Origin of the sequence: Thermosynechococcus sp. HY213, from assembly GCF_031460975.1 — a bacterium.
Classification (GTDB): domain Bacteria; phylum Cyanobacteriota; class Cyanobacteriia; order Thermosynechococcales; family Thermosynechococcaceae; genus Thermosynechococcus.
Window position 1 is genome coordinate 140,726 of the sequence record NZ_JAVKVB010000016.1, and the last position, 23,073, is coordinate 163,798.

16 protein-coding genes, 2 tRNA genes and 3 rRNA genes are annotated in these 23,073 nt (G+C 53.8%); 10 read left to right on the forward strand and 11 right to left on the reverse strand.

Annotation, left to right across the window (positions count from 1 at the left end; translation table 11 throughout):
* Nucleotides 1-95 precede the first annotated feature (95 nt).
* The 7 genes from RHK62_RS10270 to RHK62_RS10300 all read left to right on the forward strand — a co-directional run bounded on the left by RHK62_RS10270 (nucleotide 96) and on the right by RHK62_RS10300 (nucleotide 8,295).
* Nucleotides 96-428 carry a hypothetical protein gene (locus RHK62_RS10270; RefSeq protein ID WP_206199824.1) on the forward strand — a complete coding sequence of 111 codons (333 nt, stop codon included), beginning with the start codon at nucleotides 96-98 and terminating at the stop codon, nucleotides 426-428.
* 76 nt (nucleotides 429-504) lie between these two features.
* A complete protein-coding gene (gene mutS, locus RHK62_RS10275; protein WP_310453687.1) occupies nucleotides 505-3,129 on the forward strand; it encodes a DNA mismatch repair protein MutS in 2,625 nt (874 codons plus the stop codon).
* Between the two features lie 49 nt (nucleotides 3,130-3,178).
* Nucleotides 3,179-4,405: an MFS transporter gene (locus RHK62_RS10280; RefSeq protein ID WP_302678074.1), complete on the forward strand. Its 1,227-nt coding sequence runs from the start codon at nucleotides 3,179-3,181 to the stop codon at nucleotides 4,403-4,405.
* A 68-nt stretch (nucleotides 4,406-4,473) separates the two neighbouring features.
* Entirely contained in the window at nucleotides 4,474-6,183 is a 1,710-nt protein-coding gene (locus RHK62_RS10285; RefSeq protein WP_310453688.1) for an AarF/ABC1/UbiB kinase family protein, read from the forward strand.
* A gap of 24 nt (nucleotides 6,184-6,207) precedes the next feature.
* Nucleotides 6,208-6,930: a Stp1/IreP family PP2C-type Ser/Thr phosphatase gene (locus tag RHK62_RS10290; RefSeq protein WP_302676141.1), complete on the forward strand. Its 723-nt coding sequence runs from the start codon at nucleotides 6,208-6,210 to the stop codon at nucleotides 6,928-6,930.
* A gap of 17 nt (nucleotides 6,931-6,947) precedes the next feature.
* Entirely contained in the window at nucleotides 6,948-7,127 is a 180-nt protein-coding gene (locus tag RHK62_RS10295) for a hypothetical protein (protein ID WP_206199829.1), read from the forward strand.
* 34 nt (nucleotides 7,128-7,161) lie between these two features.
* Nucleotides 7,162-8,295: a cob(I)yrinic acid a,c-diamide adenosyltransferase gene (locus RHK62_RS10300; protein WP_302678075.1), complete on the forward strand. Its 1,134-nt coding sequence runs from the start codon at nucleotides 7,162-7,164 to the stop codon at nucleotides 8,293-8,295.
* On the opposite strand, the gene RHK62_RS10305 is transcribed toward RHK62_RS10300, so the two are convergent.
* The 7 genes from RHK62_RS10305 to RHK62_RS10335 form a co-directional block, all read right to left on the reverse strand.
* Nucleotides 8,292-8,615 carry a helix-turn-helix transcriptional regulator gene (locus RHK62_RS10305; RefSeq protein WP_302678076.1) on the reverse strand — a complete coding sequence of 108 codons (324 nt, stop codon included), beginning with the start codon at nucleotides 8,613-8,615 and terminating at the stop codon, nucleotides 8,292-8,294. The two genes, RHK62_RS10300 and RHK62_RS10305, sit on opposite strands and share 4 nt — an antisense overlap.
* Nucleotides 8,615-9,949 carry a S41 family peptidase gene (locus RHK62_RS10310; RefSeq protein WP_225901541.1) on the reverse strand — a complete coding sequence of 445 codons (1,335 nt, stop codon included), beginning with the start codon at nucleotides 9,947-9,949 and terminating at the stop codon, nucleotides 8,615-8,617. The genes RHK62_RS10305 and RHK62_RS10310 overlap by 1 nt, the downstream gene beginning before the upstream one ends.
* 157 nt (nucleotides 9,950-10,106) lie before the next feature.
* Nucleotides 10,107-10,223, reverse strand: a 5S ribosomal RNA gene (rrf, locus tag RHK62_RS10315).
* 129 nt (nucleotides 10,224-10,352) lie between these two features.
* Nucleotides 10,353-13,967 (reverse strand): 23S ribosomal RNA (locus RHK62_RS10320).
* Nucleotides 13,968-14,111: 144 nt separating this feature from the next.
* A tRNA-Ala gene (locus RHK62_RS10325) sits at nucleotides 14,112-14,184 on the reverse strand.
* A 12-nt stretch (nucleotides 14,185-14,196) separates the two neighbouring features.
* Nucleotides 14,197-14,270: transfer RNA gene (locus tag RHK62_RS10330), tRNA-Ile, on the reverse strand.
* A gap of 116 nt (nucleotides 14,271-14,386) precedes the next feature.
* Nucleotides 14,387-15,876, reverse strand: a 16S ribosomal RNA gene (locus RHK62_RS10335).
* Together the 16S, 23S and 5S rRNA genes with 2 tRNA genes alongside form the textbook arrangement of a ribosomal RNA operon.
* 300 nt (nucleotides 15,877-16,176) lie before the next feature.
* Between RHK62_RS10335 and RHK62_RS10340 the strand changes: the two genes are divergently transcribed.
* Complete coding sequence (locus tag RHK62_RS10340; RefSeq protein ID WP_206199832.1) at nucleotides 16,177-16,467, forward strand: hypothetical protein; 291 nt, start codon at nucleotides 16,177-16,179, stop codon at nucleotides 16,465-16,467.
* Between the two features lie 31 nt (nucleotides 16,468-16,498).
* Nucleotides 16,499-17,896, forward strand: a complete 1,398-nt coding sequence (locus RHK62_RS10345; RefSeq protein ID WP_302678078.1) for an IctB family putative bicarbonate transporter — start codon at nucleotides 16,499-16,501, stop codon at nucleotides 17,894-17,896.
* On the opposite strand, the gene RHK62_RS10350 is transcribed toward RHK62_RS10345, so the two are convergent.
* Complete coding sequence (locus RHK62_RS10350; RefSeq protein ID WP_302678079.1) at nucleotides 17,865-18,146, reverse strand: hypothetical protein; 282 nt, start codon at nucleotides 18,144-18,146, stop codon at nucleotides 17,865-17,867. The genes RHK62_RS10345 and RHK62_RS10350 overlap by 32 nt on opposite strands.
* An 821-nt stretch (nucleotides 18,147-18,967) precedes the next feature.
* Here RHK62_RS10350 and RHK62_RS10355 point away from each other — a divergent pair.
* Complete coding sequence (locus RHK62_RS10355) at nucleotides 18,968-20,065, forward strand: ArsA-related P-loop ATPase (RefSeq protein WP_310453689.1); 1,098 nt, start codon at nucleotides 18,968-18,970, stop codon at nucleotides 20,063-20,065.
* Nucleotides 20,066-20,071: 6 nt separating this feature from the next.
* Here the strand turns inward: RHK62_RS10355 and hisD are convergent, their stop codons facing one another.
* From hisD to ruvB, 3 genes are all read right to left on the reverse strand, one after another.
* Nucleotides 20,072-21,367 carry a histidinol dehydrogenase gene (gene hisD, locus RHK62_RS10360; RefSeq protein ID WP_310453690.1) on the reverse strand — a complete coding sequence of 432 codons (1,296 nt, stop codon included), beginning with the start codon at nucleotides 21,365-21,367 and terminating at the stop codon, nucleotides 20,072-20,074.
* A 141-nt stretch (nucleotides 21,368-21,508) separates the two neighbouring features.
* The gene (locus RHK62_RS10365) at nucleotides 21,509-22,000 is read right to left on the reverse strand and encodes a DUF29 domain-containing protein (RefSeq protein ID WP_310453691.1); all 492 of its coding nucleotides are present in this window, start codon (nucleotides 21,998-22,000) and stop codon (nucleotides 21,509-21,511) included.
* On the reverse strand, nucleotides 21,984-23,072 hold the full coding sequence (gene ruvB, locus RHK62_RS10370) for a Holliday junction branch migration DNA helicase RuvB (protein ID WP_302678082.1): 1,089 nt from the start codon (nucleotides 23,070-23,072) through the stop codon (nucleotides 21,984-21,986). The genes RHK62_RS10365 and ruvB overlap by 17 nt, the downstream gene beginning before the upstream one ends.
* Between the last annotated feature and the right edge of the window lies 1 nt (nucleotide 23,073).

The following is a 23,073-nucleotide window of genomic DNA, read 5'->3' on the forward strand; positions in this document are numbered from 1 at the left end:
ATAGAGCCGCCGCTTGTCCAGCAGTCACCCCAAGCATCTTGACAATAAGATCAATACAAACGGTTAAGATAGCCACAGAGGCGTGTGAGGTGGGGATGCGCTACTTTGTCGAGGTCAGCTTCCGCTGCGATGATGAGGCCATTTGGGATACCCTCACCCGTTATTTGGGTCTTGTCGAAGCGAAAATGCTGAATCAAGCAATGACGCTCCACCATTTTTTTGAAATCCATCCCCTTGTTACTGGTGTGGAAACCTTTGTCCAATCCAGCGAAAGCCAACCCTATCTCTTGATGACTACGTATCCGGAACGCATCAGCAAGGCCAATGTGCAACGTAGCCGCTTTCAAGAGGCAATGTCCATCCTTGGGGAACATAGTCCGGGACTGGCAGAGTGGCTCTTCATGGAGACTACGGGAGATGAGTATTAGGTGCGCTACGCCACGATAGGGAAAACTATAATATAAAGTCCCTTTGGAGCACACCACAGGAAGTTGTGACGTTGCTATGTCCGACGATCGCCCGCTGCCCCATTCTGAGACTGAGTCCCCTGCCCTGCGCTTAGGACGCAACCCTGGTCTACAGGTGCGCCACGATGAGGTGGAGCGATCGCTGTTGACGCCGATGCTGCAGCACTATGCTGAACTCAAAGATGCCTATCCCCAAGCGCTGCTGCTCTACCGCGTAGGCGATTTCTACGAAACCTTTTTTCAAGACGCCTGCACCGTTGCCCGCGAGCTGGAACTGGTGCTCACCGGTAAAGAGGGGGGCAAAGAAGTTGGCCGGGTGGCCATGGCTGGCATTCCCCACCATGCCCTTGAACGCTATTGCCGCACCCTTATTGAAAAGGGCTACGCCATTGCCATCTGCGATCAAGTGGAAGACCCCGCCCAAGCTCAAGGACTGGTGAAGCGGGAAGTGACCCGAGTGTTTACGCCAGGAACGGTGTTGGACACAGAACTGCTCCAACCGCGCCGCAATAATTTTTTAGCTGCTGTTCTGCTTTCTGGGAGCCATTGGGGATTGGCCTATGCCGATGTTTCGACGGGGGAGTTTTGTACCACCCAAAGCAGCGATCGCGCCGAGTTAATTGCTGAACTCAACCGCTTACAACCTGCAGAGATTCTCCTGCCTAGTCAGGCTCCAGACATTAATCGCGTTTTGCGCCCGGGTGAAGCTCAGGATCAATTGCCCCCTGAATTGCCGCCCCAGTGGTGCTACACTCTGCGATCGCCCCAAGATTTTCAGGCAGCGGAAGCACGCCAACGCCTGTGTCAACGTTTTCAGGTCAAATCCCTTGAAAGCTTTGGCTGTGAGCATCTGCCCCTTGCTATGCGGGCGGCCGGTGGCCTCTTGGCCTACTTGGATGAAACCCATCGCCAACAACCGGTGCCCCTGCAAAACCTCAGTACCTACTCCCTCGCCCAGTATCTCTTTCTCGACCCGCAAACCCGCCGCAATCTAGAACTGACGCAAACTGTCCGCGATGGCAGCTTCCAAGGCTCGCTCCTGTGGGCGATCGATCGCACCACAACCGCCATGGGGGGGCGTCTATTACGCCGCTGGCTCCTGCAACCCCTCCTTGATATTGAGCACATCACGGCGCGCCAAGAGGCTATTGCTGAATTAATGGCCAATAGTAGCCTACGTCAGAGTCTGCACCGCCACCTTCAGGAAATCTATGACCTTGAACGCCTAGCGGGTCGGGCGGGTTCTGGGACGGCCAATGCCCGTGATTTAGCGGCACTGCGGGACTCCTTTCGCACGTTAGTTTCCCTTGCGGCGGTTGTGACGGCAACCCAATCGCCCTATCTCCAAGCCCTTGCCCAGCTGCCACCGGTGATTGAGCAATTGGCAGAGACCCTCAGCGCAGCCCTTGTGGATCAGCCCCCCATTAGTCTCACCGAAGGGGGTCTCCTGCGATCGGGTGCCTACCCCGAACTAGATCAGCAACGCCAGCAAATTGAGCAAGATCAGCAGTGGATTCTTAATTTAGAAGCCCAAGAACGGCAACGCACAGGCATTACCACGCTCAAAGTGGGCTATACCAAAGTCTTTGGCTACTATCTGAGTGTCTCCCGCGCCAAGCTGAACCAAGTCCCCGATGACTATATCCGCAAACAAACCCTAACAAATGAGGAACGCTTTATCACGGCGGAACTCAAGGAACGGGAAGCACGGCTATTGGCGGCTCAAAGCCATCTTTTTGAACTGGAGTACCAGTATTTTGTGCAGTTGCGGGAGCAGGTGGCCGCTCAGGCCTCAACGATTCGTGAGATTGCGGCAGCGGTGGCAGCGGTAGATGCCCTTTTGGGGTTAGCAGAGGTGGCGTTGTATCAGGGCTATTGCCGACCGCAAATGACCCGCGATCGCCAGCTTCAGATTCACGGCGGGCGCCATCCGGTGGTCGAGCAGATGTTACCAGCGGGGTTTTTCGTTCCCAACGATACGGAACTCGGTACAAGCGCTGATTTGATGGTGCTGACAGGCCCCAATGCCAGTGGCAAAAGTTGTTATCTACGGCAGGTGGGTTTGATTCAACTGCTGGCGCAAATGGGCAGTTATGTGCCCGCCACCAGTGCTACTTTGGGAGTGTGCGATCGCATTTTTACGCGGGTGGGTGCCGTTGACGATCTCGCCACGGGTCAATCTACCTTTATGGTGGAGATGAATGAAACGGCCAATATCCTCAACCATGCGGGCGATCGCTCCCTGGTTCTCCTCGATGAAATTGGGCGCGGTACGGCCACCTTTGATGGGCTGGCGATCGCTTGGTCAGTGGCAGAATACCTAGCCACCACCCTCAAATCCCGCACCATTTTTGCCACCCACTACCACGAACTGAATCAACTGGCAACGCTACTGCCCAATGTGGCCAACTTTCAAGTCGTGGTCAAAGAACTCCCCGACGAGATTATTTTTCTCCACCAAGTCAAGCCCGGCGGTGCCGATCGCTCCTACGGCATTGAAGCGGGACGCCTTGCCGGATTGCCCCCTATCGTGATTCAACGTGCCCGTGAAGTGATGCGCCAAATTGAGAAGCACAGCAAAATTGCCGTGGGACTACGCAAAAGCCAAATGAATGGCACACCAACTACCCCCGAAATTGATCAGGGCGAGCTACCCTTTTAATTCCTTGGCTAGAATAGAAAATGTAACGTTTTGTTAACAAGGGGGATCCGTGGTTCTCCTGCTGAAGTTACCCCCACCCTTGCGGCAAACCCTGTTGAGGCTCATCGTAGCCGGCCTTTTGTTTTGGTCGAGCATTGCGGCAATGTTGCCCACCTTGCCCCTCTACATTGCTGAGAAAGGGGGCACGCCCCATCAGGTGGGGTTTGTCATGGGTGCCTTTGCTGTGGGGCTGATTGCTTCCCGTTCGTGGTTAGGGCCTCTGGCCGATCGCCGGGGACGCAAAATTACACTGCTGATTGGCCTCGCGGTGGCCGCGATCGCTCCCCTGTTTTATATCGTCAGCCACAACCTACCCCTCCTTGTTGTGGTGCGCCTTCTCCATGGCGTGAGCATCGCTGGCTTTACCACCGGCTACATGGCACTGGTGACGGATATTGCCCCACCTGAGCATCGCGGTGAAATCATTGGCTACACCAGCCTTGTCCATCCCATTGGGGTTGCCCTCGGACCGAGTCTCGGCAGTTGGCTGCAAATGAACTACAGTCATAGCTTGGTCTTCATGGTTGCCAGTAGCTTAGCTGCCCTTGGGTTCATGGCTGCCGCAGGCGTGCGGGCGGTGAATATCCCACAGGACTGTGGAGGGTCTCGCCCAGAGAAAGCCCTCTTTTGGCGGCTCTTGCTTTCAGAACGGCTGCGGATTCCCAGCTTGGTGATGCTGAGTGTAGGGCTGACCTTTGGCACGATCGCCACCTTTATTCCCCTGTTTATTGCGGCTGAGCGGCTCGACATTTCCGCAGGGCTGTTTTACTCCGTGGCGGCGATCGCCAGCTTTATCGGTCGTGTGGCCACGGGTTCTGCCTCCGATCGCTGGGGAAGGGGCATTTTTATCTCCGCCAGCCTTGCCTGCTATGTGGTCTCAATGGTGCTCCTCGCTCAAGCCCAAACCCCCTTGGATATCCTCTGGGCGGCGATTCTTGAAGGTCTTGCCGGCGGTGTCCTGATTCCCATGGTCGCTGCCCTGATGGCCGATCGCTCCACCACCGATGAGCGGGGACGGGTTCTCAGCCTCAGTTTAGGGGGCTTTGATCTGGGGATGGCCTTGGCAGGGCCAGTGCTGGGGGGGCTGATTGATCCTTTGGGTTATCGCCTCATCTTTCGCATGGCGGCGGTCTTTAGCCTCTTGGGGCTAACCTTCTTTTTAACCGCTAGTAGCAAAAGCCTGCCCGATTCCCTGCGTTTTGCCCTCGGCATGGGGCGCGATCGCTATGCCCTGTAGCCTATTATTCTTTGGTATCGTTAGGGATTCGTTACAATTTGTTGAGATCACCCACTAGGGAAAAGCGTGTGTCCACACCAGTTTCGGCCAGTTTGACGCCCACCGGCAAATCCTACCGTTGGAATCGCGAGCGTTACTCAAAAACGCGGCGCTTCTTTGATATTTGGTTTTTTGTCTGGCGATTTCTCTTTGGCCGTTGGCTCCTCACCAAATCTTGGAGCTACTGGGGCGGTATGACCGATGCTAAGCGTGCGGCGCGACGCCGTGCCCAAGCGATTTGGATTCGCGAAACCTTCCTTGACCTTGGCCCCACCTTCATTAAACTGGGGCAACTCTTTTCCACCCGTGCCGATCTCTTCCCCAGCGAATACGTCGAAGAACTGAGCAAGCTCCAAGATCGCGTCCCCGCCTTTAGTTACGAGCTAGTCGAAAAAATCATCCACGAAGACTTTGGCCGCCATATCCCTGAACTGTTTCGCAGTTTTGATCCCATCCCCATGGCTGCCGCCAGTCTGGGTCAAGTCCACAAAGCGCAACTGCTCTCAGGCGAAGAAGTGGTGGTCAAAGTCCAACGCCCCGGCCTGCGGCAGTTGTTTGACATTGATCTAGCGATTCTCAAAGGCATTGCCCAATACTTTCAAAACCACCCCAAATGGGGGCAAGGGCGCGACTGGATGGGCATCTACGATGAGTGTTGTCGCATTCTCTACGAAGAAATTGACTACCTCAATGAGGGACGCAATGCCGACACCTTCCGCCGCAACTTTCGCGATCGCGACTGGGCCTGTGTTCCTCGCGTCTATTGGCGCTACACCTCACGGCGTGTGCTCACCCTTGAGTACCTACCGGGGATTAAAATTAGCCACTACGAAGCCCTTGAAGCGGCGGGTCTAGACCGCAAACGCCTTGCTGAACTCGGTGCCAAGGCCTACCTCTATCAAGTTCTTAATGACGGCTTTTTCCACGCTGACCCCCATCCAGGCAACATTGCCGTCAGCCCCAACGGCCAACTGATTTTCTACGACTTTGGCATGATGGGGCGCATTCAACCTGTGACTCGCGATAAATTGCTGAAAACATTTTTAAGCATTGCCCAACGGGATGCCGAACAGGTGGTACAGTGCCTTGTAGAGCTAGGAGCGTTGGTTCCCACAGGCGATCTAGGGCCGGTACGTCGCTCGATTCAGTATCTCCTCGACAATTTCATGAACCAGTCCTTTGAAGCCCAATCGGTGGCTCAAATTAGCGATGACCTCTACGAAATTGCCTATGACCAACCCTTCCGGTTTCCCGCCACCTTTACCTTTGTGATGCGGGCGTTTTCCACCCTAGAGGGGGTAGGCAAAGGACTCGACAAAGACTTTAACTTCATGCAAGTTGCCCAACCATTTGCGACCGAACTTATGACCAACGGAAACTTCCCCGATCCCAGTAATGGCAGTCTTTTCTCTGAACTGAGTCGTCAAGCGGCTCAAGTGGGCAGCAGTGCCATTGGCTTGCCCCGTCGCCTTGAAGAGGTGCTCGATAAACTGGAAAATGGTGATTTGCGCTTGCGCGTCCGTTCCAGTGAGAGCGATCGCATTCTGCGGCGCCTGAGTAACATTAACTTAGGGCTAAATTATGTCGTCCTTATTGGCAGTTTTTCCTTAGTGGCGACAATTTTACTCGTGAACCAGTATCTCCTCTTGGCGGGTGTGGCAGCCGCATTAGCGGTATGGTTTGGTATCCTCTATTGGCGACTAATGCTTAAACTCGATAAGTATGAAAAAATGTTTTAACAAGCAGCCCAACATAGGGGGGTCATGGACGTTGCCGGCTTAACTGATTGTGGTCTGATTCGCAAAAGCAATCAGGATGCTTTTTATGTTGACGAAAAGCATCAGCGTTTTTTTATTGTGGCCGATGGCATGGGTGGGCACGCTGGGGGCGAGGAAGCCAGTCGTTTAGCTGTCGAACATATTCAGGCATTCTTGGAAACCCACCTTGAAGACCTGCAGCATGACCCTGTGACCCTACTCCGCCAAGCCTTTCTCGCTGCCAATCAGGCCATTGTTGAGCAGCAACGCCAAAATACTGCCCGTGCTGATATGGGGACAACGGCTGTGGTGGTTCTCGTTGATGAAAAGGGCGATCGCGCTTGGTGCGCCCATGTGGGCGACTCCCGCATCTACCGCTGGCGCAAAGACCAACTCCAGCAAATTACCAGCGATCACACTTGGATTGCCCAAGCCGTACAACTGGGTAGCTTGACCATTGAGCAGGCGCGGCAGCATCCGTGGCGCCATGTCCTCTCCCAGTGCCTAGGCCGCGAAGACCTCACCCAAATTGATATTCAACCCATTGATCTAGAGCCGGGCGATCGCCTACTGCTGTGCAGTGACGGCTTAACTGAAGAACTCACCGACGAGGTGATCAGTATCTACCTCAGTGAACCCAATGTCGAAAAAGCAGCAACCGCCCTTGTCAATGCAGCTAAAACCCACGGTGGCCGTGACAATGTCACCGTCGTTGTCATTGGTGTTTAACCCATCAAGCAAAACCTATGCAAACGGAATTTATCCGTCTGACCCTACCCCGACATACCCTCTCCCCGCCTTTCCATGAGGCCATCGAACAGACCCTGCAAGCCCATGGTCAGCCCCTGCGTTGGGCGATTACCGCCACCACTACCACAGATCTAACGGTTGAAGCGGTTGTTCTCAAAACCCCACCCCGCCCTTGATACAATCCCTCTAGGTTCTTTGATTCACACCCCTATGACCCGTGCAGGTATTGGCATTCAAACCGCTCAGATTCGCCCCGGACGGGTGAGCGGTCAACTCCACGTCTATGACGGTGCCGGTAAGGGCAAATCCCAAGCTGCCCTCGGGGTTGTTCTGCGCTCCATTGGTCTGGGTATTGCCTCTGCCTGGCCCACTCGGGTACTCTTGTTGCGCTTTCTCAAAGGACCCGGCCGTGCCTATGCCGAAGATGCCGCCATTGAAGCGCTGCAGCGCGGGTTTCCCCATTTAATCGATCAAGTGCGGACGGGGCGCGCAGAATACTTTACCGCCGAAGAAATTACCAAATTTGATCGCCAAGAAGCCCAGCGGGGTTGGGATATTGCCAAGGGAGCGATCGCCTCTGGTCTCTATTCCGTCATTGTTTTAGATGAACTCAACCCCGTCCTAGATTTAGGCCTTTTGCCCGTTGATGAAGTTGTCAACACCCTCCGCCACAAGCCCCAACACCTAGAAATTATTGCCACTGGCCGGGGGGCTCCTGCCCAACTCCTGCAAATTGCTGACCTCCACTCCGAGATGCGTCCCCTTGTGCATCCTACGGCTCAAGAACAGGGCATTGAAGGCATTGAAATCTATACAGGTGACGGCAAAGGCAAGTCCACCAGTGCCCTCGGTAAAGCCCTTCAGGCGATCGGCAAAGGAATTAGCCGCGATCAATCCCACCGTGTGCTCATTCTCCAGTGGCTCAAGGGGGGGCAAGGCTACACCGAAGATGCCGCGATCGCTGCCCTCAAAGAGAGCTATCCCCATTTAGTGGATCATCACCGCTGTGGTCGGGATGCCATTGTCTGGCGCGGTCAGCAGCAGGAAATTGACTACATCGAAGCCGAACGCGGCTGGGAAATTGCTCGAGCCGCCATTGCCTCTGGCCTTTACAAGACCATTATTCTCGATGAACTCAACCCCACCGTTGACCTCGAGCTTCTCCCCGTCGAACCGATTGTCCAAACACTCCTGCGCAAGCCGCGCACCACGGAAATCATTATTACCGGTCGCTGCAAATATCCCCCCGCCTACTTTGAACTCGCCAGCGTCCACTCGGAGATGATCTGCCACAAGCACTATGCTGAAAAAGGCGTTGATCTCAAGCGCGGCATTGATTTTTAAGAACAGATGCGAGCCAGCACCGTTTCCCCCACCGTAAACTGCTGCAAATAGGCCATTAGGACTTCAAATTGGGGACGATTGAGGCGGTAATAGACCCACCGCCCTTCTTGACGCGACAGCACGAGATTGGCTTGCCGCAGTGCCCGCAGATGAAACGAGAGTTTTGAGGGGGTCAGGTGCAGGCGATCGCACAGATCACAGACACACAGCTCCTCCCGATGCAGAATCTCAATCACCTTCAACCGCAACGGCTCCCCAAGGGCATGAAAGGCCAATTGAATCTCAGCGGGGTATTCCTGATCAATCTCTGAAACAACCATCACTGCACCGGACAAGGGACACCAAGGGGCTGGCGAAACTGCTCCTGCTCCCCTGTTTGCGCCGTATTCACAGGCTTAGGCGCTTGACTGCGATAAATGACTTGGCGCAATTGAGCCACCCCTGCTTGGTACAAGCGATCGGCTGCTGTCGTCCACAAACGGGGATTGGTACTCACCTCTTGCGGCAGCGTCACCATTACATTCGGCGTAATCCCTGTGCGGTTAATATCTGTGCCATTGGGCGTGTAGTAATGGGCAACCGTCACCGACAATCCTGAACCATCACTCAATTGATGAATGGATTGTACCAAGGCCTTACCGTAGGTTGGCGTGCCCACCACAATCGCACGACCGTTATCCTGCAATGCCCCTGTGAGAATTTCACTACTGCTAGCAGAGCGGTGATCCACCAAAACCACGAGGGGCAAATTCGTCAATGCCGATTGATTCGCCCGTGCCTGCTCACTGTGGCCACTGCGATCGACCGTACGCACAATCAAACCTTGATTCAACCACATGCGGGCAATATCAATGCCTGCCTGCAATAGTCCTCCTGGATTCCCCCGCAAATCCAAAACAAACCCCTCCACCTTCTCCGCCTCTAGCTTGCGAATCGCCGCGCGCAACTGATCCGCTGCATGGGCAGTAAATTCACTCAGATAGATATAGCCAATGCGGGCACCGCCTTCCTCCTTCACCAGCGATCGCACCGCAGGGAGTTCAATCAATGCCCGTGTCAGCGTCAGGCGAAAGGTACCGCGATTAGGGCGAAACAACTGAAGTTCAATGGGAGTCCCCACCCGCCCCCGAATCCGCCGCGATGCCTCCTCAATCGACATCCGCCGAGTAGAGTGACCATCAATGGCCAGCAGGCGATCGCCCGCCCGAATTCCCGCCTTAGTTGCAGGTGAATTTTCCAGCGGCTCCAAAATGGTCAACTGTTGTGTCTTTTCATCCACCGTCAAGCGAATACCAATCCCCGAAACTTCCCCCGACGTTTGCGTGCGCAAAGCCGTAAACTCCTCTGGAGTCATGAAGCGCGTATAGGGGTCATTCAACTGCTGCAACATTCCCCGAATAGCTGCATAGGCCTGCTCCCGCGACGTATAGCGCTGCGCCAAAAGTTGCCGCCGTACCGCCAGCCAATCCACCTGATTAAACGACTCATCCACATATTCCTGCTGCACAATTTGCCATACCTCATCCACCAACATCTTGGGGCTATCCTGCATTCGTCCATAGCTTGGTAACGCCGCCGCCAGCACCGCTGCCACCACCGAGGAACCCACCAGCACCCAGTGCTGAAGACCCATCAAACGCATGAATTGAGGCATGACCCTAAAAACCTTTTGAGGAGAGCGATATTTGATGCAATATAGACCGAACTACCCATCGATGTCACTCCTCTATCCAAAACCGATCATCCCTTAAACATTTCTTAAAAATCAAGACCCCACCTAGACAACCTAGATGGGGTGGTTTGAATATTTTGCCTAGCACCGAGCTATTTTTGCAGGAGGCGACCCTCCGGCTATCTTCACCGCTGCGGCGTTTCACCTCTGAGTTCGGGATGGATCAGCGTGGTTCCACCGCGCCATAGGCACTAGGCGAAACATGAATTTTTCTTGAATTGAGAACCTAGACTAAAGAGTTGCTAGATAAATTCAGGATCAATAACCTTTCAACTAAATAGCGATTGTCAGTATAGTTAATTGAATCAGACACCTGTTGATTGATGAGGTCAAGCCCTCGGTCTATTAGTACTCCTAGACTTCATCCATTACTGGACTTCCATCGAGAGCCTATTAACGGGTGTTCTACCCGTGACCTTACTGGCTTACGCCATGGGAGCACTCATCTTGAGGTGGGCTTCCCACTTAGATGCTTTCAGCGGTTATCCACTCCGCACATGGCTACCCTGCGTTTACCGTTGGCACGATAACAGGTACACCAGAGGTGCGTTCCTCCCGGTCCTCTCGTACTAAGGAGGACTCCTCTCAATGCTCCTACGCCTGCACCGGATATGGACCGAACTGTCTCACGCATGTTGTTCTCGTATCACTACGAGCATGGACTATATCTTCATCCTGACTCTCGCCATTAACGAATCAGGAGCCGACATTTGATGTCTCTGACAACCTCAGAGCATCTCAGCTTACGCTTGATGGCTAACTCAAGCCTAGGCTTCAGTCTCTACGGGATCAAGAGTTGTCGTGATCTCAAGAACTGTTCTACTTGATCAGAGCGAATCGAACGCTTTTTGGAAGCATTCAGCTCACCAAATTGATCCACCTGCTGAGCAAGTTTTAGGAATTGTTCTGGCGTTAATCGCCTTGATTGAACAACTTCCTGTAGAACAGTAATTGCTAAATCACATTGTGGCTTCTTGAGTTTAAGGTAGCTGCGAAGAGTTAGCAGCACTTCTAAGACAGATGGCGCATCAACAATTGCATATTCGCTTAAGCCATCCTTTCGGTCTCTCACAAACCCTGCTTGGAAAATAGACTTTAACCACTCCAAGAAGGAACGATGCGAAGAAGACTGAAAGAAGGTGATGCTAGCACGAATTTGATAACCAAGGATGTAATCCTTACGTCGCACTAGTTGAAGATTGATGCAACCATCACCATCCAAAAAACCAGCAATGTAACTCAGCGTTAAATCGTCTGTCACGAGACTCTTGCTTACCCTCGGTATTGTCTTAATCAGCCGTTCGTCACTGATCAAGATTCTACCGATTTTAGTCGGTTTGCTGCTCCACATTACTGTGAAGTGACGCAATGATTTACGTTCTGAACCCAGCTCACGTACCGCTTTAATGGGCGAACAGCCCAACCCTTGGGACGTACTACCGCCCCAGGTTGCGATGAGCCGACATCGAGGTGCCAAACCTCCCCGTCGATGTGAACTCTTGGGGGAGATCAGCCTGTTATCCCTAGAGTAACTTTTATCCGTTGAGCGACGGCCCTTCCACGCGGAACCGTCGGATCACTAAGGCCGACTTTCGTCTCTGCTCGACTTGTAGGTCTTGCAGTCAAGCTCCCTTATGCCTTTGCACTCTACGGCTGATTTCCGACCAGCCTGAGGGAACCTTTGCGCGCCTCCGTTACCATTTAGGAGGCGACCGCCCCAGTCAAACTGCCCACCTGAAACTGTTCCTTCGCTGGCTAACAGCAGAAGGTTAGAATTCTAGCCTTGCCAGAGTGGTATCTCACCGGCGACTCCATATCCCCCGCAAGGGATACTTCAACGTCTCCCACCTATCCTGCGCAAGCAAAGCCCGAACCCAATTCCAGGCTACAGTAAAGCTTCATAGGGTCTTTCTGTCCGGGTGCAGGTAGTCCGCATCTTCACAGACACTTCTATTTCGCCGAGCCTCTCTCCGAGACAGCGCCCAGATCGTTACGCCTTTCGTGCGGGTCGGAACTTACCCGACAAGGAATTTCGCTACCTTAGGACCGTTATAGTTACGGCCGCCGTTCACCGGGGCTTCGGTCGCCAGCTTCGCTTGCGCTGACCAGCTTCCTTAACCTTCCGGCACTGGGCAGGCGTCAGCCCCCATACATCGTCTTACGACTTAGCGGAGACCTGTGTTTTTGGTAAACAGTCGCCTGGGCCTCTTCACTGCGACCACCTCTCGGTGGCACCCCTTCTCCCGAAGTTACGGGGCCATTTTGCCGAGTTCCTTAGAGAGAGTTATCTCGCGCCCCTTGGTATACTCTACCCCCCCACCTGTGTCGGTTTCGGGTACGGGTATCTTGGCTTAACGTGCTTAGAGCTTTTCTTGGAAGCATGACATCAATCACTTCCCCACCGTAGTGGGTCGTACTCCTGCCTTAGCTCAGAGCGTTTTCACCGCTCCTCAACACCTCGGACAGTTGAACCGGTAACCAACATCCGGCTGATCTAGCCTTCTCCGTCCCTCTGCACAAACCAAGATGAGTACTGGAATATTGACCAGTTGTCCATCGACTACGCCTTTCGGCCTCGCCTTAGGTCCCGACTAACCCTTCGCGGACGAGCCTTCCGAAGGAACCCTTGGGGTTTCGGGGCATTGGATTCTCACCAATGTTTTCGCTACTCAAGCCGACATTCTCACTTCTGCCTCGTCCACACCTGCTTACGCTAGTGCTTCAAACTAATGCAGAACGCTCCCCTACCACTTACGTAGTAAGTCCACAGCTTCGGTACATCACTTAGTCCCGTTCATTTTCGGCGCAGGAACGCTTGACCAGTGAGCTATTACGCACTCTTTTAAGGATGGCTGCTTCTAGGCAAACCTCCTGGTTGTCTGAGCATCCCCACCTCCTTTGCCACTTAGTGATGATTTAGGGACCTTAGCTGGTGGTCTGGGCTGTTTCCCTCTCGACGATGAAGCTTATCCCCCACCGTCTGACTGGCTGTGTGTACACAGGGTATTCAGAGTTTGACTCGATTTGGTACCGCTCTCGCAGCCCGCACCGAATCAGTGCTTTACCCCCCTGCTATAATCACAACCGCTATGCCTCAACATATTTCGGGGAGAACCAGCTAGCTCCGGGTTCGATTGGCATTTCACCCCTAACCACAGCTCATCCGCCGATTTTTCAACATCGGTCGGTGCGAACCTTCACTTGGTGTTACCCAAGCTTCATTCTGGCCATGGTTAGATCACCCGGGTTCGGGTCTATAAATACTGACAAACGCCCTATTCAGACTCGCTTTCGCTATGGCTTCGGCATTCTTGCCTTAACCTGCCAGTACCTATAAGTCGCCGGCTCATTCTTCAACAGGCACGCCGTCACTCGTTAAATCGAGCTTCGACTGCTTGTAAGCCTACGGTTTCATGTTCTATTTCACTCCCCTTCCGGGGTTCTTTTCACCTTTCCCTCGCGGTACTATGCGCTATCGGTCACACAGGAGTATTTAGCCTTACGAGGTGGTCCTCGCAGATTCATCCGGAATTCCACGTGCTCCGGACTACTCGGGATACAGCTAGGATTGTTAAGCTTTTGACTACAGGACTTTCACCTTCTCTGGTGTAGCATTCCACTACTTCGTCTAGCCGCTCAATTCCACGTTGCTGTCCCACGACCCCAACAGGCAAGCCCGTTGGTTTAGGCTGTTCCCCTTTCGCTCGCCGCTACTAAGGGAATCGAGTTTTCTTTCTTTTCCTCTGGCTACTAAGATGTTTCAGTTCGCCAGGTTCGCCCTCTAACGTTATGGATTGGCGTTAGAGTCACTGGGTTACCCCATTCGGAAATCTCCGGATCAAAGCTTGTTTCCAGCTCCCCGAAGCGTATCGTCGGTATCCACGTCCTTCATCGCCTCTGTGTGCCTAGGTATCCACCGTAGGCTCTTTGTAGCTTGACCACAGTCAACATTGGTGTCTGTGTTTCTAGATAGAACAAGTGATTGTCCTATCCAAGACAACTACCTGACTAATCGCTATTCAGTTTTCAAGGTTCTGTTGCTGAAGTTTGATGTGCAGACACGTCAACCTTTGATGGAATGACGTGGAGGTAAGCGGACTCGAACCGCTGACCCCCTGCGTGCAAAGCAGGTGCTCTACCAACTGAGCTATACCCCCAGGCATGTGATATGGGCCATCCTGGACTCGAACCAGGGACCTCACCCTTATCAGGGGTGCGCTCTAACCACCTGAGCTAATAGCCCATGCCTGTCTGCTTAACCTAGCAGGGTTTGAAAGCCAAGGTCAACCTCGTGCTTAGACCGCATTGAATCTGTTCTAAGAAGGTGACGTTGCGACCTGAACAGATTGGGTCTCCTTAAAAGGAGGTGATCCAGCCACACCTTCCGGTACGGCTACCTTGTTACGACTTCACCCCAGTCATCAGCCCTGCCTTAGGCGTCCCCCTCCCTTGCGGGTTAGAGTAACGACTTCGGGCGTGGCCAACTCCCATGGTGTGACGGGCGGTGTGTACAAGGCCCGGGAACGTATTCACCGCAGTATGCTGACCTGCGATTACTAGCGATTCCGCCTTCATGCAGGCGAGTTGCAGCCTGCAATCTGAACTGAGCCGTGGTTTAAGAGATTAGCTCGCCCTCGCGGGTTGGCAACTCTCTGTCCACAGCATTGTAGTACGTGTGTAGCCCAGGACGTAAGGGGCATGATGACTTGACGTCATCCCCACCTTCCTCCGGTTTGTCACCGGCGGTCTCCCTAGAGTGCCCAACTGAATGCTGGCAACTAAGGACGAGGGTTGCGCTCGTTGCGGGACTTAACCCAACATCTCACGACACGAGCTGACGACAGCCATGCACCACCTGTGTTCGCGTTCCCGAAGGCACTCCCACGTTTCCGCAGGATTCGCGACATGTCAAGCCCTGGTAAGGTTCTTCGCGTTGCATCGAATTAAACCACATACTCCACCGCTTGTGCGGGCCCCCGTCAATTCCTTTGAGTTTCACACTTGCGTGCGTACTCCCCAGGCGGGACACTTAACGCGTTGGCTACGGCACTGCTGGAGTGGATACCAGCAACACCTAGTGTCCATCGTTTACGGCTAGGACTACAGGGGTATCTAATCCCTTTCGCTCCCCTAGCTTTCGTCCATGAGTGTCAGTAACGTCCCAGTAGGGCACTTTCGTCACTGGTGTTCTTCCCGATATCTACGCATTTCACCGCTACACCGGGAATTCCCCCTACCCCTGACGCACTCTAGCGATCCAGTTTCCACCGCCGATCCGAGGTTAAGCCTCGGGCTTTGACGGCAGACTTGGAAAGCCACCTGCGGACGCTTTACGCCCAATAATTCCGGATAACGCTTGCCTCCTCCGTCTTACCGCGGCTGCTGGCACGGAGTTAGCCGAGGCTTATTCCTCAGGTACCGTCATTGTGTTCTTCCCTGAGAAAAGAGGTTTACAACCCAAAGGCCTTCATCCCTCACGCGGTCTTGCTCCGTCAGGCTTTCGCCCATTGCGGAAAATTCCCCACTGCTGCCTCCCGTAGGAGTCTGGGCCGTGTCTCAGTCCCAGTGTGGCTGATCATCCTCTCAGACCAGCTATGGATCGTCGCCTTGGTAGGCCATTACCCCACCAACTAGCTAATCCACCGCGAGCTCATCCTCAGGCCAAAAAAGATTTCACCTTGCGGCATATGGGGTATTAGCGGCCGTTTCCAGCCGTTATCCCCCTCCTGAGGGTAGATTCTCACGTGTTACTCACCCGTCCGCCACTAGCACCGAAGTGCTCGTTCGACTTGCATGTGTTAAGCAGACCGCCAGCGTTCATCCTGAGCCAGGATCAAACTCTCCATTTTGAAGAAAGAGAATTTGACTTTTTGCTCTAGTAGGTGTAACCTACATCGAAAATGTACTTACTTGAGTACCTTGACGAGGGTTAACGCTTTGGCTTTCAAACGTTGATTTGTCTAGGTTCAGGACTCGTTTCGGCTGCGCGCCTCATCGAGTGCTTTATCAATCTAACAAGCCTACATAGGCGTGTCAACCCCTTTTTCGAGATTTTTTTCGGATTTTTTTCTGGATTTGGCTGAAACGCTCTCTACAAGCGGCTTTTGGGGCTAAAAAATTTTTCAGATTTTCGTTTCAGGAGGGTGAGCATGTCAGCGTTGGCGCTGCTGGAGGCCTATAGTCGTGCCCATCCGCAGGAGGTGTTGCTGGTGGAGGCACGGGTGGGGGAGCAAGAGGAGGTGGTGCTGATCTTTAAGGGGGTGTCGTCGTCGTTGACGGGAGCAACGGTGGTGGATGCGGATGTTCCCCTTTTGCCGCAGGAGGCGGTGATTGTGGCGGTGGATCGGCTGCGTAGTCCCTACACGCCTAGTGCGCCGGTGTATTTGGAGCGCGGAATTCCTTGGGAGGATTTTCAGCGACGGTGCTTGGGCGTAAGCTGATCGACGATACCTGTGCTTAAGGGATAGTGCTATGGATGTGCTGCTGCGGCGGTTGGATGTGGAGGGGTGGCGAAGCCACAGTGGGGTGGGGCGGCTTTTGGGTTTGCTCCAAGGATGGCAGGAGAAGAGTTGGCTGGGGCGATGGCTGCCACATTGTGCGGCGCTGCTGGTGGGCTTGGTGCTGGTACTGGCGCCGTTGATGCCGTCGGGAATGATTGGGATGCTGCTGGCAGCAGGGGGTGGGTTTTGGTTGCTGTGGACGCTGGCGGGGGAACGGGAAGGCCGCTGGTCGGGGGTACATTTGCTGGTGCTGCTGTATTGGGGGATTGCGCTGTTGGCAACGGTGTTGTCGCCGGTTCCTCGGGCGGCGATGGTGGGGTTGTCGAAGCTGACGTTGTACTTGCTGTTTTTTGCGCTGGCGGAGCGGGTGATGCGCAATGAGCGGTGGCGATCGCGCTTGCTGACGGTCTATCTGCTGACGGCGTTGCTGGTGAGTGTGGAGGGGATACGGCAGTGGATTTTTGGGGCGGAGCCGTTGGCGACGTGGACAGATCCAGAGTCGGCCTTGGCAAATGTGACACGGGTGTATAGCTTTTTGGGAAATCCCAATCTGTTGGCGGGTTATTTGTTGCCTAGTGTGCCGTTGAGTGCGGCGGCGATCGCGGTGTGGCGAGGCTGGCTGCCAAAGCTGTTGGCGGTGGTGATGCTGGGGATGAATACAGCAAGCCTGATATTGACGTTTAGCCGTGGTGGTTGGTTGGGGTTGGTTGCGGCGACGATCGCTGGGGTGGGGTTGCTGGGGATTTGGTTTTGGCCAAGGTTACCGCTGCAATGGCGGCATTGGGGGGTGCCAACTGTGGGGGGGCTGGCGATCGCCCTCTGTATTGGTGCGATTGTGAGTGTGGCGCCGCTGCGGGAGCGAGCAGCGAGTATTTTTGTTGCCCGAGGGGACAGTAGCAATAATTTCCGCATTAATGTTTGGACGGCAGTGCAACAGATGATTTGGGCACGGCCTTGGCTCGGCATTGGACCGGGGAATGTGGCCTTTAACCAGATTTATCCACTCTATCAGGTGAATGTGCGCTTCACAGCATTGAGTGCCTATTCCATCTTTCTGGAAATCCTTGTGGAAGTAGGGGTGATGGGCTTTAGTGTCTTTCTCTGGTTGTTGGCGGTGCTCGCCGATCGCGCGTGGCGTTGTTTGCGGGCGTTACGGACAACAGCAAACCCTCAAGGGTTCTGGTTGATGGGAGCTGTGGCAACCATGGTGGGAATGCTCACCCATGGGTTGGTAGATACGATTTGGTTTCGCCCGGAGGTGGCTACCCTTTGGTGGCTGATGGTGGCGATCGTTGCCAGCTTTGCGCCGTTGGCAGACCGAACAGAGAATACAGCCGCTAACGGTCTGGATGCTGAGCCGTCAACCTAGGCATAAGCTCGGGATCGCCCGCTTGATCTTGCCAGCCACAGTGGGAGCAATGGCACTGACCTATCTTGAGTTGGGAGTGATGGATGGGTTGCCGACACGCAGGGCAGCGACCGGTGAAGTAAGGGTGGTACATCAGCATCCGAATCTGCTCAACAGGAGGAAGATGACCAATCACTTGCTCAAGACTGGCTGTGGGGGATTCTAGGGAAAACATCAGGGAGTCCACAGGAACGTTCGTATCGGTTGGCACAATCTCTTTTTTTCAGTGTGCGAGCGATCGCCGGCAAGGGGAATCGTAGAAATACGGAAATCTTCCCCCTCTAGCCTGTGGAAAACTCCAAAAAGCCTGTGGAAAATTCTGGGGAAAACCTGTGGAAAACCCCGGAAAAACTCTGAAAAACTGTGGAAAACTTTTTATTCTTTTTCCACTAAGATAATGGCTTGTGGAAAAACCCCCCACTTTTTCCACAAGTTTTCCACAGGGGGGAAGTGGCTCAAAGTCGCTCTGCAAGCGGGTTTCCGAAAATTTTTCCACATTTCCACAGCCCCTACTACTACTATAAATATTATTTAAATAATTTAGTAGCAGTAGTAGATCCCTAGATCTAAGGGGAATAAGATTCTGACAGAGAAAAATAAAAGATGTGATTTGGGGAACGTGGGGTTAGTTTGAAGCTGGCTTAGAGCTTGAGGAAATCTTGGTTGAGAGGGTTGTGATACTGGGAAACATTAGGAAGACAAGAACAAAACGAAAGGTTGAGATGGCTAGAGGATCAGAACTTCCAAGTGCTTGGGGAAAACTTTGGGGAATTTGGGGAAAACTGTGAAAAAGGATTTGAATTTAGGTTCAGGATGCTCTAATAAGGATCTGTTTGCGCCGCGAAAAATTTTTTTGGCCTGAGAAGGGTCTAGAAGCTCCTAGAAGGAGGGCGATCGCCCTAGTGAGTAGGTTTTATCGTTGAGGGGATTTTGCTGCCCATAGAGGCGATTTTATGAGGGGTTGTCTAGACAACCTTGGGATAACCGTTTGTCGATAGGATAGTCCAAGCAACTACCGTCCTCAAACTTGCCATGACACGCATTGTTACTCTCCTAGGAGCAACCCCAGAACAACAAACGGCACTGGGTCTGGCCATTGCCCAGTGGTTTGCCGAGCGACAGCAGCGAACCTTGTTAGCGGTGCCGAGTCCAGCCACTTCCCTGCAATTTCTCATTGGCAGTCCAGATCGGGCGATTGGTTGGCAACCCAAGTTGCTGTCGGAGGGATTAGCGATCGCCGAGCTGATGGCCACTGAAAGTCTCAACGCGGCATGGCAAGAACTTAGCCGTTTAGTGGAACCCTATTTGCCCCAAGAATTGGTGGGTAAGGTTTATGCGGGCGAATTGGTGATCTTGCCGGGGATGGATACTTTGCTGACCCTAAATGCGCTGCGCGTGCACTACAGCAGCGGTGAGTACGATGTGATTGTCTATGTGGGGGGGAATAGTCAAGATACACTGCGGCTGATTGGGTTGCCCCAAGGGTTGGCATGGTACTATCGCCGCTTTCAACGTTTGCTGGATCAACTGGATCTCAACGCGATCGCCAATGCGATTGGGGGGCCGATCGCCAGCGCAATTATGGCGGCCAATATTGACACCCAAAAAGTGCGTGAGCGTTTCGGTGAGGCGAAGGAGTGGATCGATCGCGGTGTGCAGATTGCCGCGGACTCGCAACGGTTATCGGTGTTTCTGCTAACCGATGGCACAGCCATCTCAACGGCTCAAACCCAATGGTTATGGGGCAGTGCTCAACAGGTGAATATCCCTATTTCTGAGGTCTTTTGTATGGGGGAACCCACGCCAGAGGTCAGCCGCACGTTTGCACCGCTACGCATTTCCGCTCTTCCTAAAGACTGGAACAACTGGCAAAGTCTTGTTTCCTATCTTCCAGACTTGAACCAGCTAGGAGCGGCACCGGCTCCCTATGAGTTTGATGAGACGCAACAACAGGTGCGCATTTTTCTACCGGGATTTCGCAAAGATCAGGTGAAACTCAGCGAGTTTAGTGGGGAACTGACGGTGGAAGCTGGCGATCAGCGGCGCCACATTGAGCTACCCCCTAGCCTCAAAGGCAAACCCGTTCGCGGGGGTAAATTTGAAGCTCCCTACTTGATCGTCAGTTTCTAAGACTTTCTAAGGTTCAAGGCGCAGACGCACAGAGTCGCGGTGGGAAATCAGGCCTTCTGTTTCAGCGAGGGTCATGACCGCTCCCCCCTGTTTGCGCAAGGCAGCAGGGGTGTATTGAATAATGCTGGAGTGTTTGAGGAACGTTTCTACGCCCAAGGCAGAAGCATAACGGGCGGCACCAGAGGTGGGCAGGGTGTGATTGGGACCCGCGAGATAGTCGCCAACCGCTTCAGGGGTGGAATAGCCGAGGAAAATCGCACCGGCATGGCGCACCTGCTCGACAAGGCTCCAAGGGTCTTCGACTTCCAATTCCAGATGTTCAGGGGCAAAGTGATTGGAGAGTTCTACCGCTTGTTCTAGGCTCTCGACAATGCCAATCAGGCCATAGTGGGCGATCGCCTTCTCGGTGAGAACCCGGCGCGGATGGTCAGCCAATTGTTCGTTCACCGCTGTAACCACCGCCTTTGCAAGGGGCAAACTCGGAGTCAGTAAAATGGCCGCTGCCAAGGGGTCGTGTTCTGCTTGAGCTAGCAAATCAGCGGCAATGTGAACAGGATTGGCCGCCTCATCGGCAATGATTAAGACCTCTGAAGGCCCTGCTAGGGAGTCAATACCAACCCGCCCATAGACTTGCTTTTTGGCAAGCATGACATAGAGGTTTCCCGGCCCTGTAATCACATCCACGCGGGGAATCGTTTCTGTGCCATAGGCAAGGGCAGCAATGGCTTGGGCGCCACCAACGCGATAAATCTCTTGAATTCCCGCTTCTTGGGCGGCAACGAGAACCGCAGGATTAATACCTTTGCCCTGACCGGGAGGGGTGACCATGACAATCCGCTGCACACCGGCCACCTGAGCGGGAATCGCATTCATTAACACCGTACTCGGATAGGCAGCCCGTCCCCCCGGCACATACAGTCCGGCAGCATCAACAGCAGTGTAGCGTTTGCCGAGGACAATGCCATCTACACCAAATTGCACCCAACTTTTGGGCACGCGCTGGCGGTGGAAGGCTTCAATTTGCTGCTTGGCAAGGCGAATGGCATCGAGGAGTTCTTTGGACACCTGTTGGTAAGCGGCATCCAGTTCATCTCCTTTCACTCGTAAGGTTTCGGGGGTGAGGTCAATGTGATCAAACTGGGCAGTGTACTCAATCAGGGCGCGATCGCCTTCCTTGGCCACACGGCGCAAAATTGCCTCAACAGTAGCCTCTTGGTCGCTCATCTCCCCGCTATCGGTGCGATCGCAAATGCGGCGTAGTTCAGCGCGTAGGTCGGTTAACTGGGTGATGATCCGCAACATGGTCGTTCACGTAGGCGAGGCAGAGAGTCGGGGAAAGGTTAAAAAACCTTAATCAACCCTATCAATAGCTTACAGCGATTTTCCAATTACAGGGGCGGGCTAAGGCTGGCCAACAACGAGTGCTTAGGGCAAGATCGCGATTCACGAGACTGAGCCTTCGGAGTTCGCATCAGATTGCCAAGGCAGCCACTCCTCATCTAGAGCTTCCTCCATTGTGAAGTCGGGGACTTCCGGAATCACGTCAGGGGATAACCCAATCGCTTTCAACATATTTTTCCTTGACTTTTGATAGGAGTCTAGGAAAGCTGCCTTTGCAAATGGCTGAAGACTGGGGCTATCCTGCAAAATTAGCGCAATTTCTAAACGGAAATGACTAATCTCCAACAGCCAACCCCTATAGCAGTATTGTCGCTCAGTTTCCCAGTATTTGAGCTTGAGAAGATGCTCACAAAGACGCAGTAGATAGCTGAATAGGGCGCGTTTTTCGCTTCGACCCAAGCTCTCAATCTCCTCAATTAAATTTTCCACATCTAAGTTGTCAAAGTTCCCTGCCTTGAGGTGGGCAACGGTCTCCTTAAGCCAAAGGTAATAGTCGGTCTCATAGAGGAGTTGGGTCTTAAGACAAGGGGTCATGGGGACTAGATAACAACGGCAACTGGTTTTCTGGTGGAGTATAGCCTAGGTGTTGCCAAGCGCGGGGAGTGGCAACGCGGCCTCGGGGGGTTCGTTGCAGATAGCCCATCTGGAGCAGGTAGGGTTCATAGACCTCTTCAATGGTTTGCACATCCTCACCAGTGGCTGCAGCAAGGGTTTCAATGCCCACAGGCCCGCCTTGATAGGACTCAATTATCAGACTGAGGAGCCGGCGATCGCTCCAATCCAAGCCTGCTGGATCCACATTGAACAGTTCAAGGGCAGCGGTAGCCACCTCTAGGCTAATCGTGCCATCGTGCTTCACATCGGCATAGTCCCGTACCCGCTTTAGGAGCCGCAGGGCAATGCGGGGTGTACCCCGACTGCGGCGGCCAATTTCTAGAGCGGCTTCAGGAGTAATGGGAGTTTGTAAGAGGGCTGCCCCCCGCTGAACGATCTGCTGGAGTTCTTCGGGATGATAAAAGCGCAAGCGCTCCACTAAACCAAAGCGATCGCGCAAGGGCGAGGTCAAGGCGCCGGCACGGGTGGTTGCTCCCACAAGGGTAAAGCGATTGAGTTTCAGTCGTCGCGTGCGTGCCGTTTGCTGTTTGCCCACGGTGAGATCAAGGTAAAAATCCTCCATGGCGGGATAGAGGAGTTCCTCGGTCATGCGGGAGAGGCGGTGAATCTCATCAATAAAGAGAATATCCCCCGCTTGCAGGTTCACCAAGAGACCCACAATGTCACGGGGGCGTTCCAAAGCTGGGGCACTGGTCACTTTGCAGTTGACCCCCATTTCTGCCGCTAAGATCAAGGCAATGGTGGTTTTCCCTAAGCCCGGCGGGCCATAGAGCAGCAGGTGATCAAGGGGTTCTTGGCGTGCCTTGGCTGCCTCGATCGCAATGTGCAGCACATCCTTGAGTTCCTGCTGGCCAATGTAGTCGTGCAAAAAGCGGGGACGTAGGGACTCTTCAGCCGGCGAGTGCTGTTCCTCTGGGGTGGGTTGGTTGGAAAGCAGTAAAGGGGGGCGCGATCGCTCCGGCGGTGAATTTTGCGACGAAATAATCGCCATT

Excerpts from the sequence above, each read along its gene's own strand:
- RHK62_RS10270 (WP_206199824.1), top strand. The coding sequence starts at position 96 with ATGCGCTACTTTGTCGAGGTCAGCTTCCGCTGCGATGATGAGGCCATT.
- mutS (WP_310453687.1), top strand. The coding sequence starts at position 505 with ATGTCCGACGATCGCCCGCTGCCCCATTCTGAGACTGAGTCCCCTGCC.
- RHK62_RS10290 (WP_302676141.1), top strand. The coding sequence starts at position 6,208 with ATGGACGTTGCCGGCTTAACTGATTGTGGTCTGATTCGCAAAAGCAAT.
- RHK62_RS10295 (WP_206199829.1), top strand. The coding sequence starts at position 6,948 with ATGCAAACGGAATTTATCCGTCTGACCCTACCCCGACATACCCTCTCC.
- RHK62_RS10300 (WP_302678075.1), top strand. The coding sequence starts at position 7,162 with ATGACCCGTGCAGGTATTGGCATTCAAACCGCTCAGATTCGCCCCGGA.
- RHK62_RS10305 (WP_302678076.1), bottom strand. The coding sequence starts at position 8,615 with ATGGTTGTTTCAGAGATTGATCAGGAATACCCCGCTGAGATTCAATTG.
- RHK62_RS10310 (WP_225901541.1), bottom strand. The coding sequence starts at position 9,949 with ATGCCTCAATTCATGCGTTTGATGGGTCTTCAGCACTGGGTGCTGGTG.
- RHK62_RS10340 (WP_206199832.1), top strand. The coding sequence starts at position 16,177 with ATGTCAGCGTTGGCGCTGCTGGAGGCCTATAGTCGTGCCCATCCGCAG.
- RHK62_RS10345 (WP_302678078.1), top strand. The coding sequence starts at position 16,499 with ATGGATGTGCTGCTGCGGCGGTTGGATGTGGAGGGGTGGCGAAGCCAC.
- RHK62_RS10355 (WP_310453689.1), top strand. The coding sequence starts at position 18,968 with ATGACACGCATTGTTACTCTCCTAGGAGCAACCCCAGAACAACAAACG.
- hisD (WP_310453690.1), bottom strand. The coding sequence starts at position 21,367 with ATGTTGCGGATCATCACCCAGTTAACCGACCTACGCGCTGAACTACGC.
- RHK62_RS10365 (WP_310453691.1), bottom strand. The coding sequence starts at position 22,000 with ATGACCCCTTGTCTTAAGACCCAACTCCTCTATGAGACCGACTATTAC.
- ruvB (WP_302678082.1), bottom strand. The coding sequence starts at position 23,072 with ATGGCGATTATTTCGTCGCAAAATTCACCGCCGGAGCGATCGCGCCCC.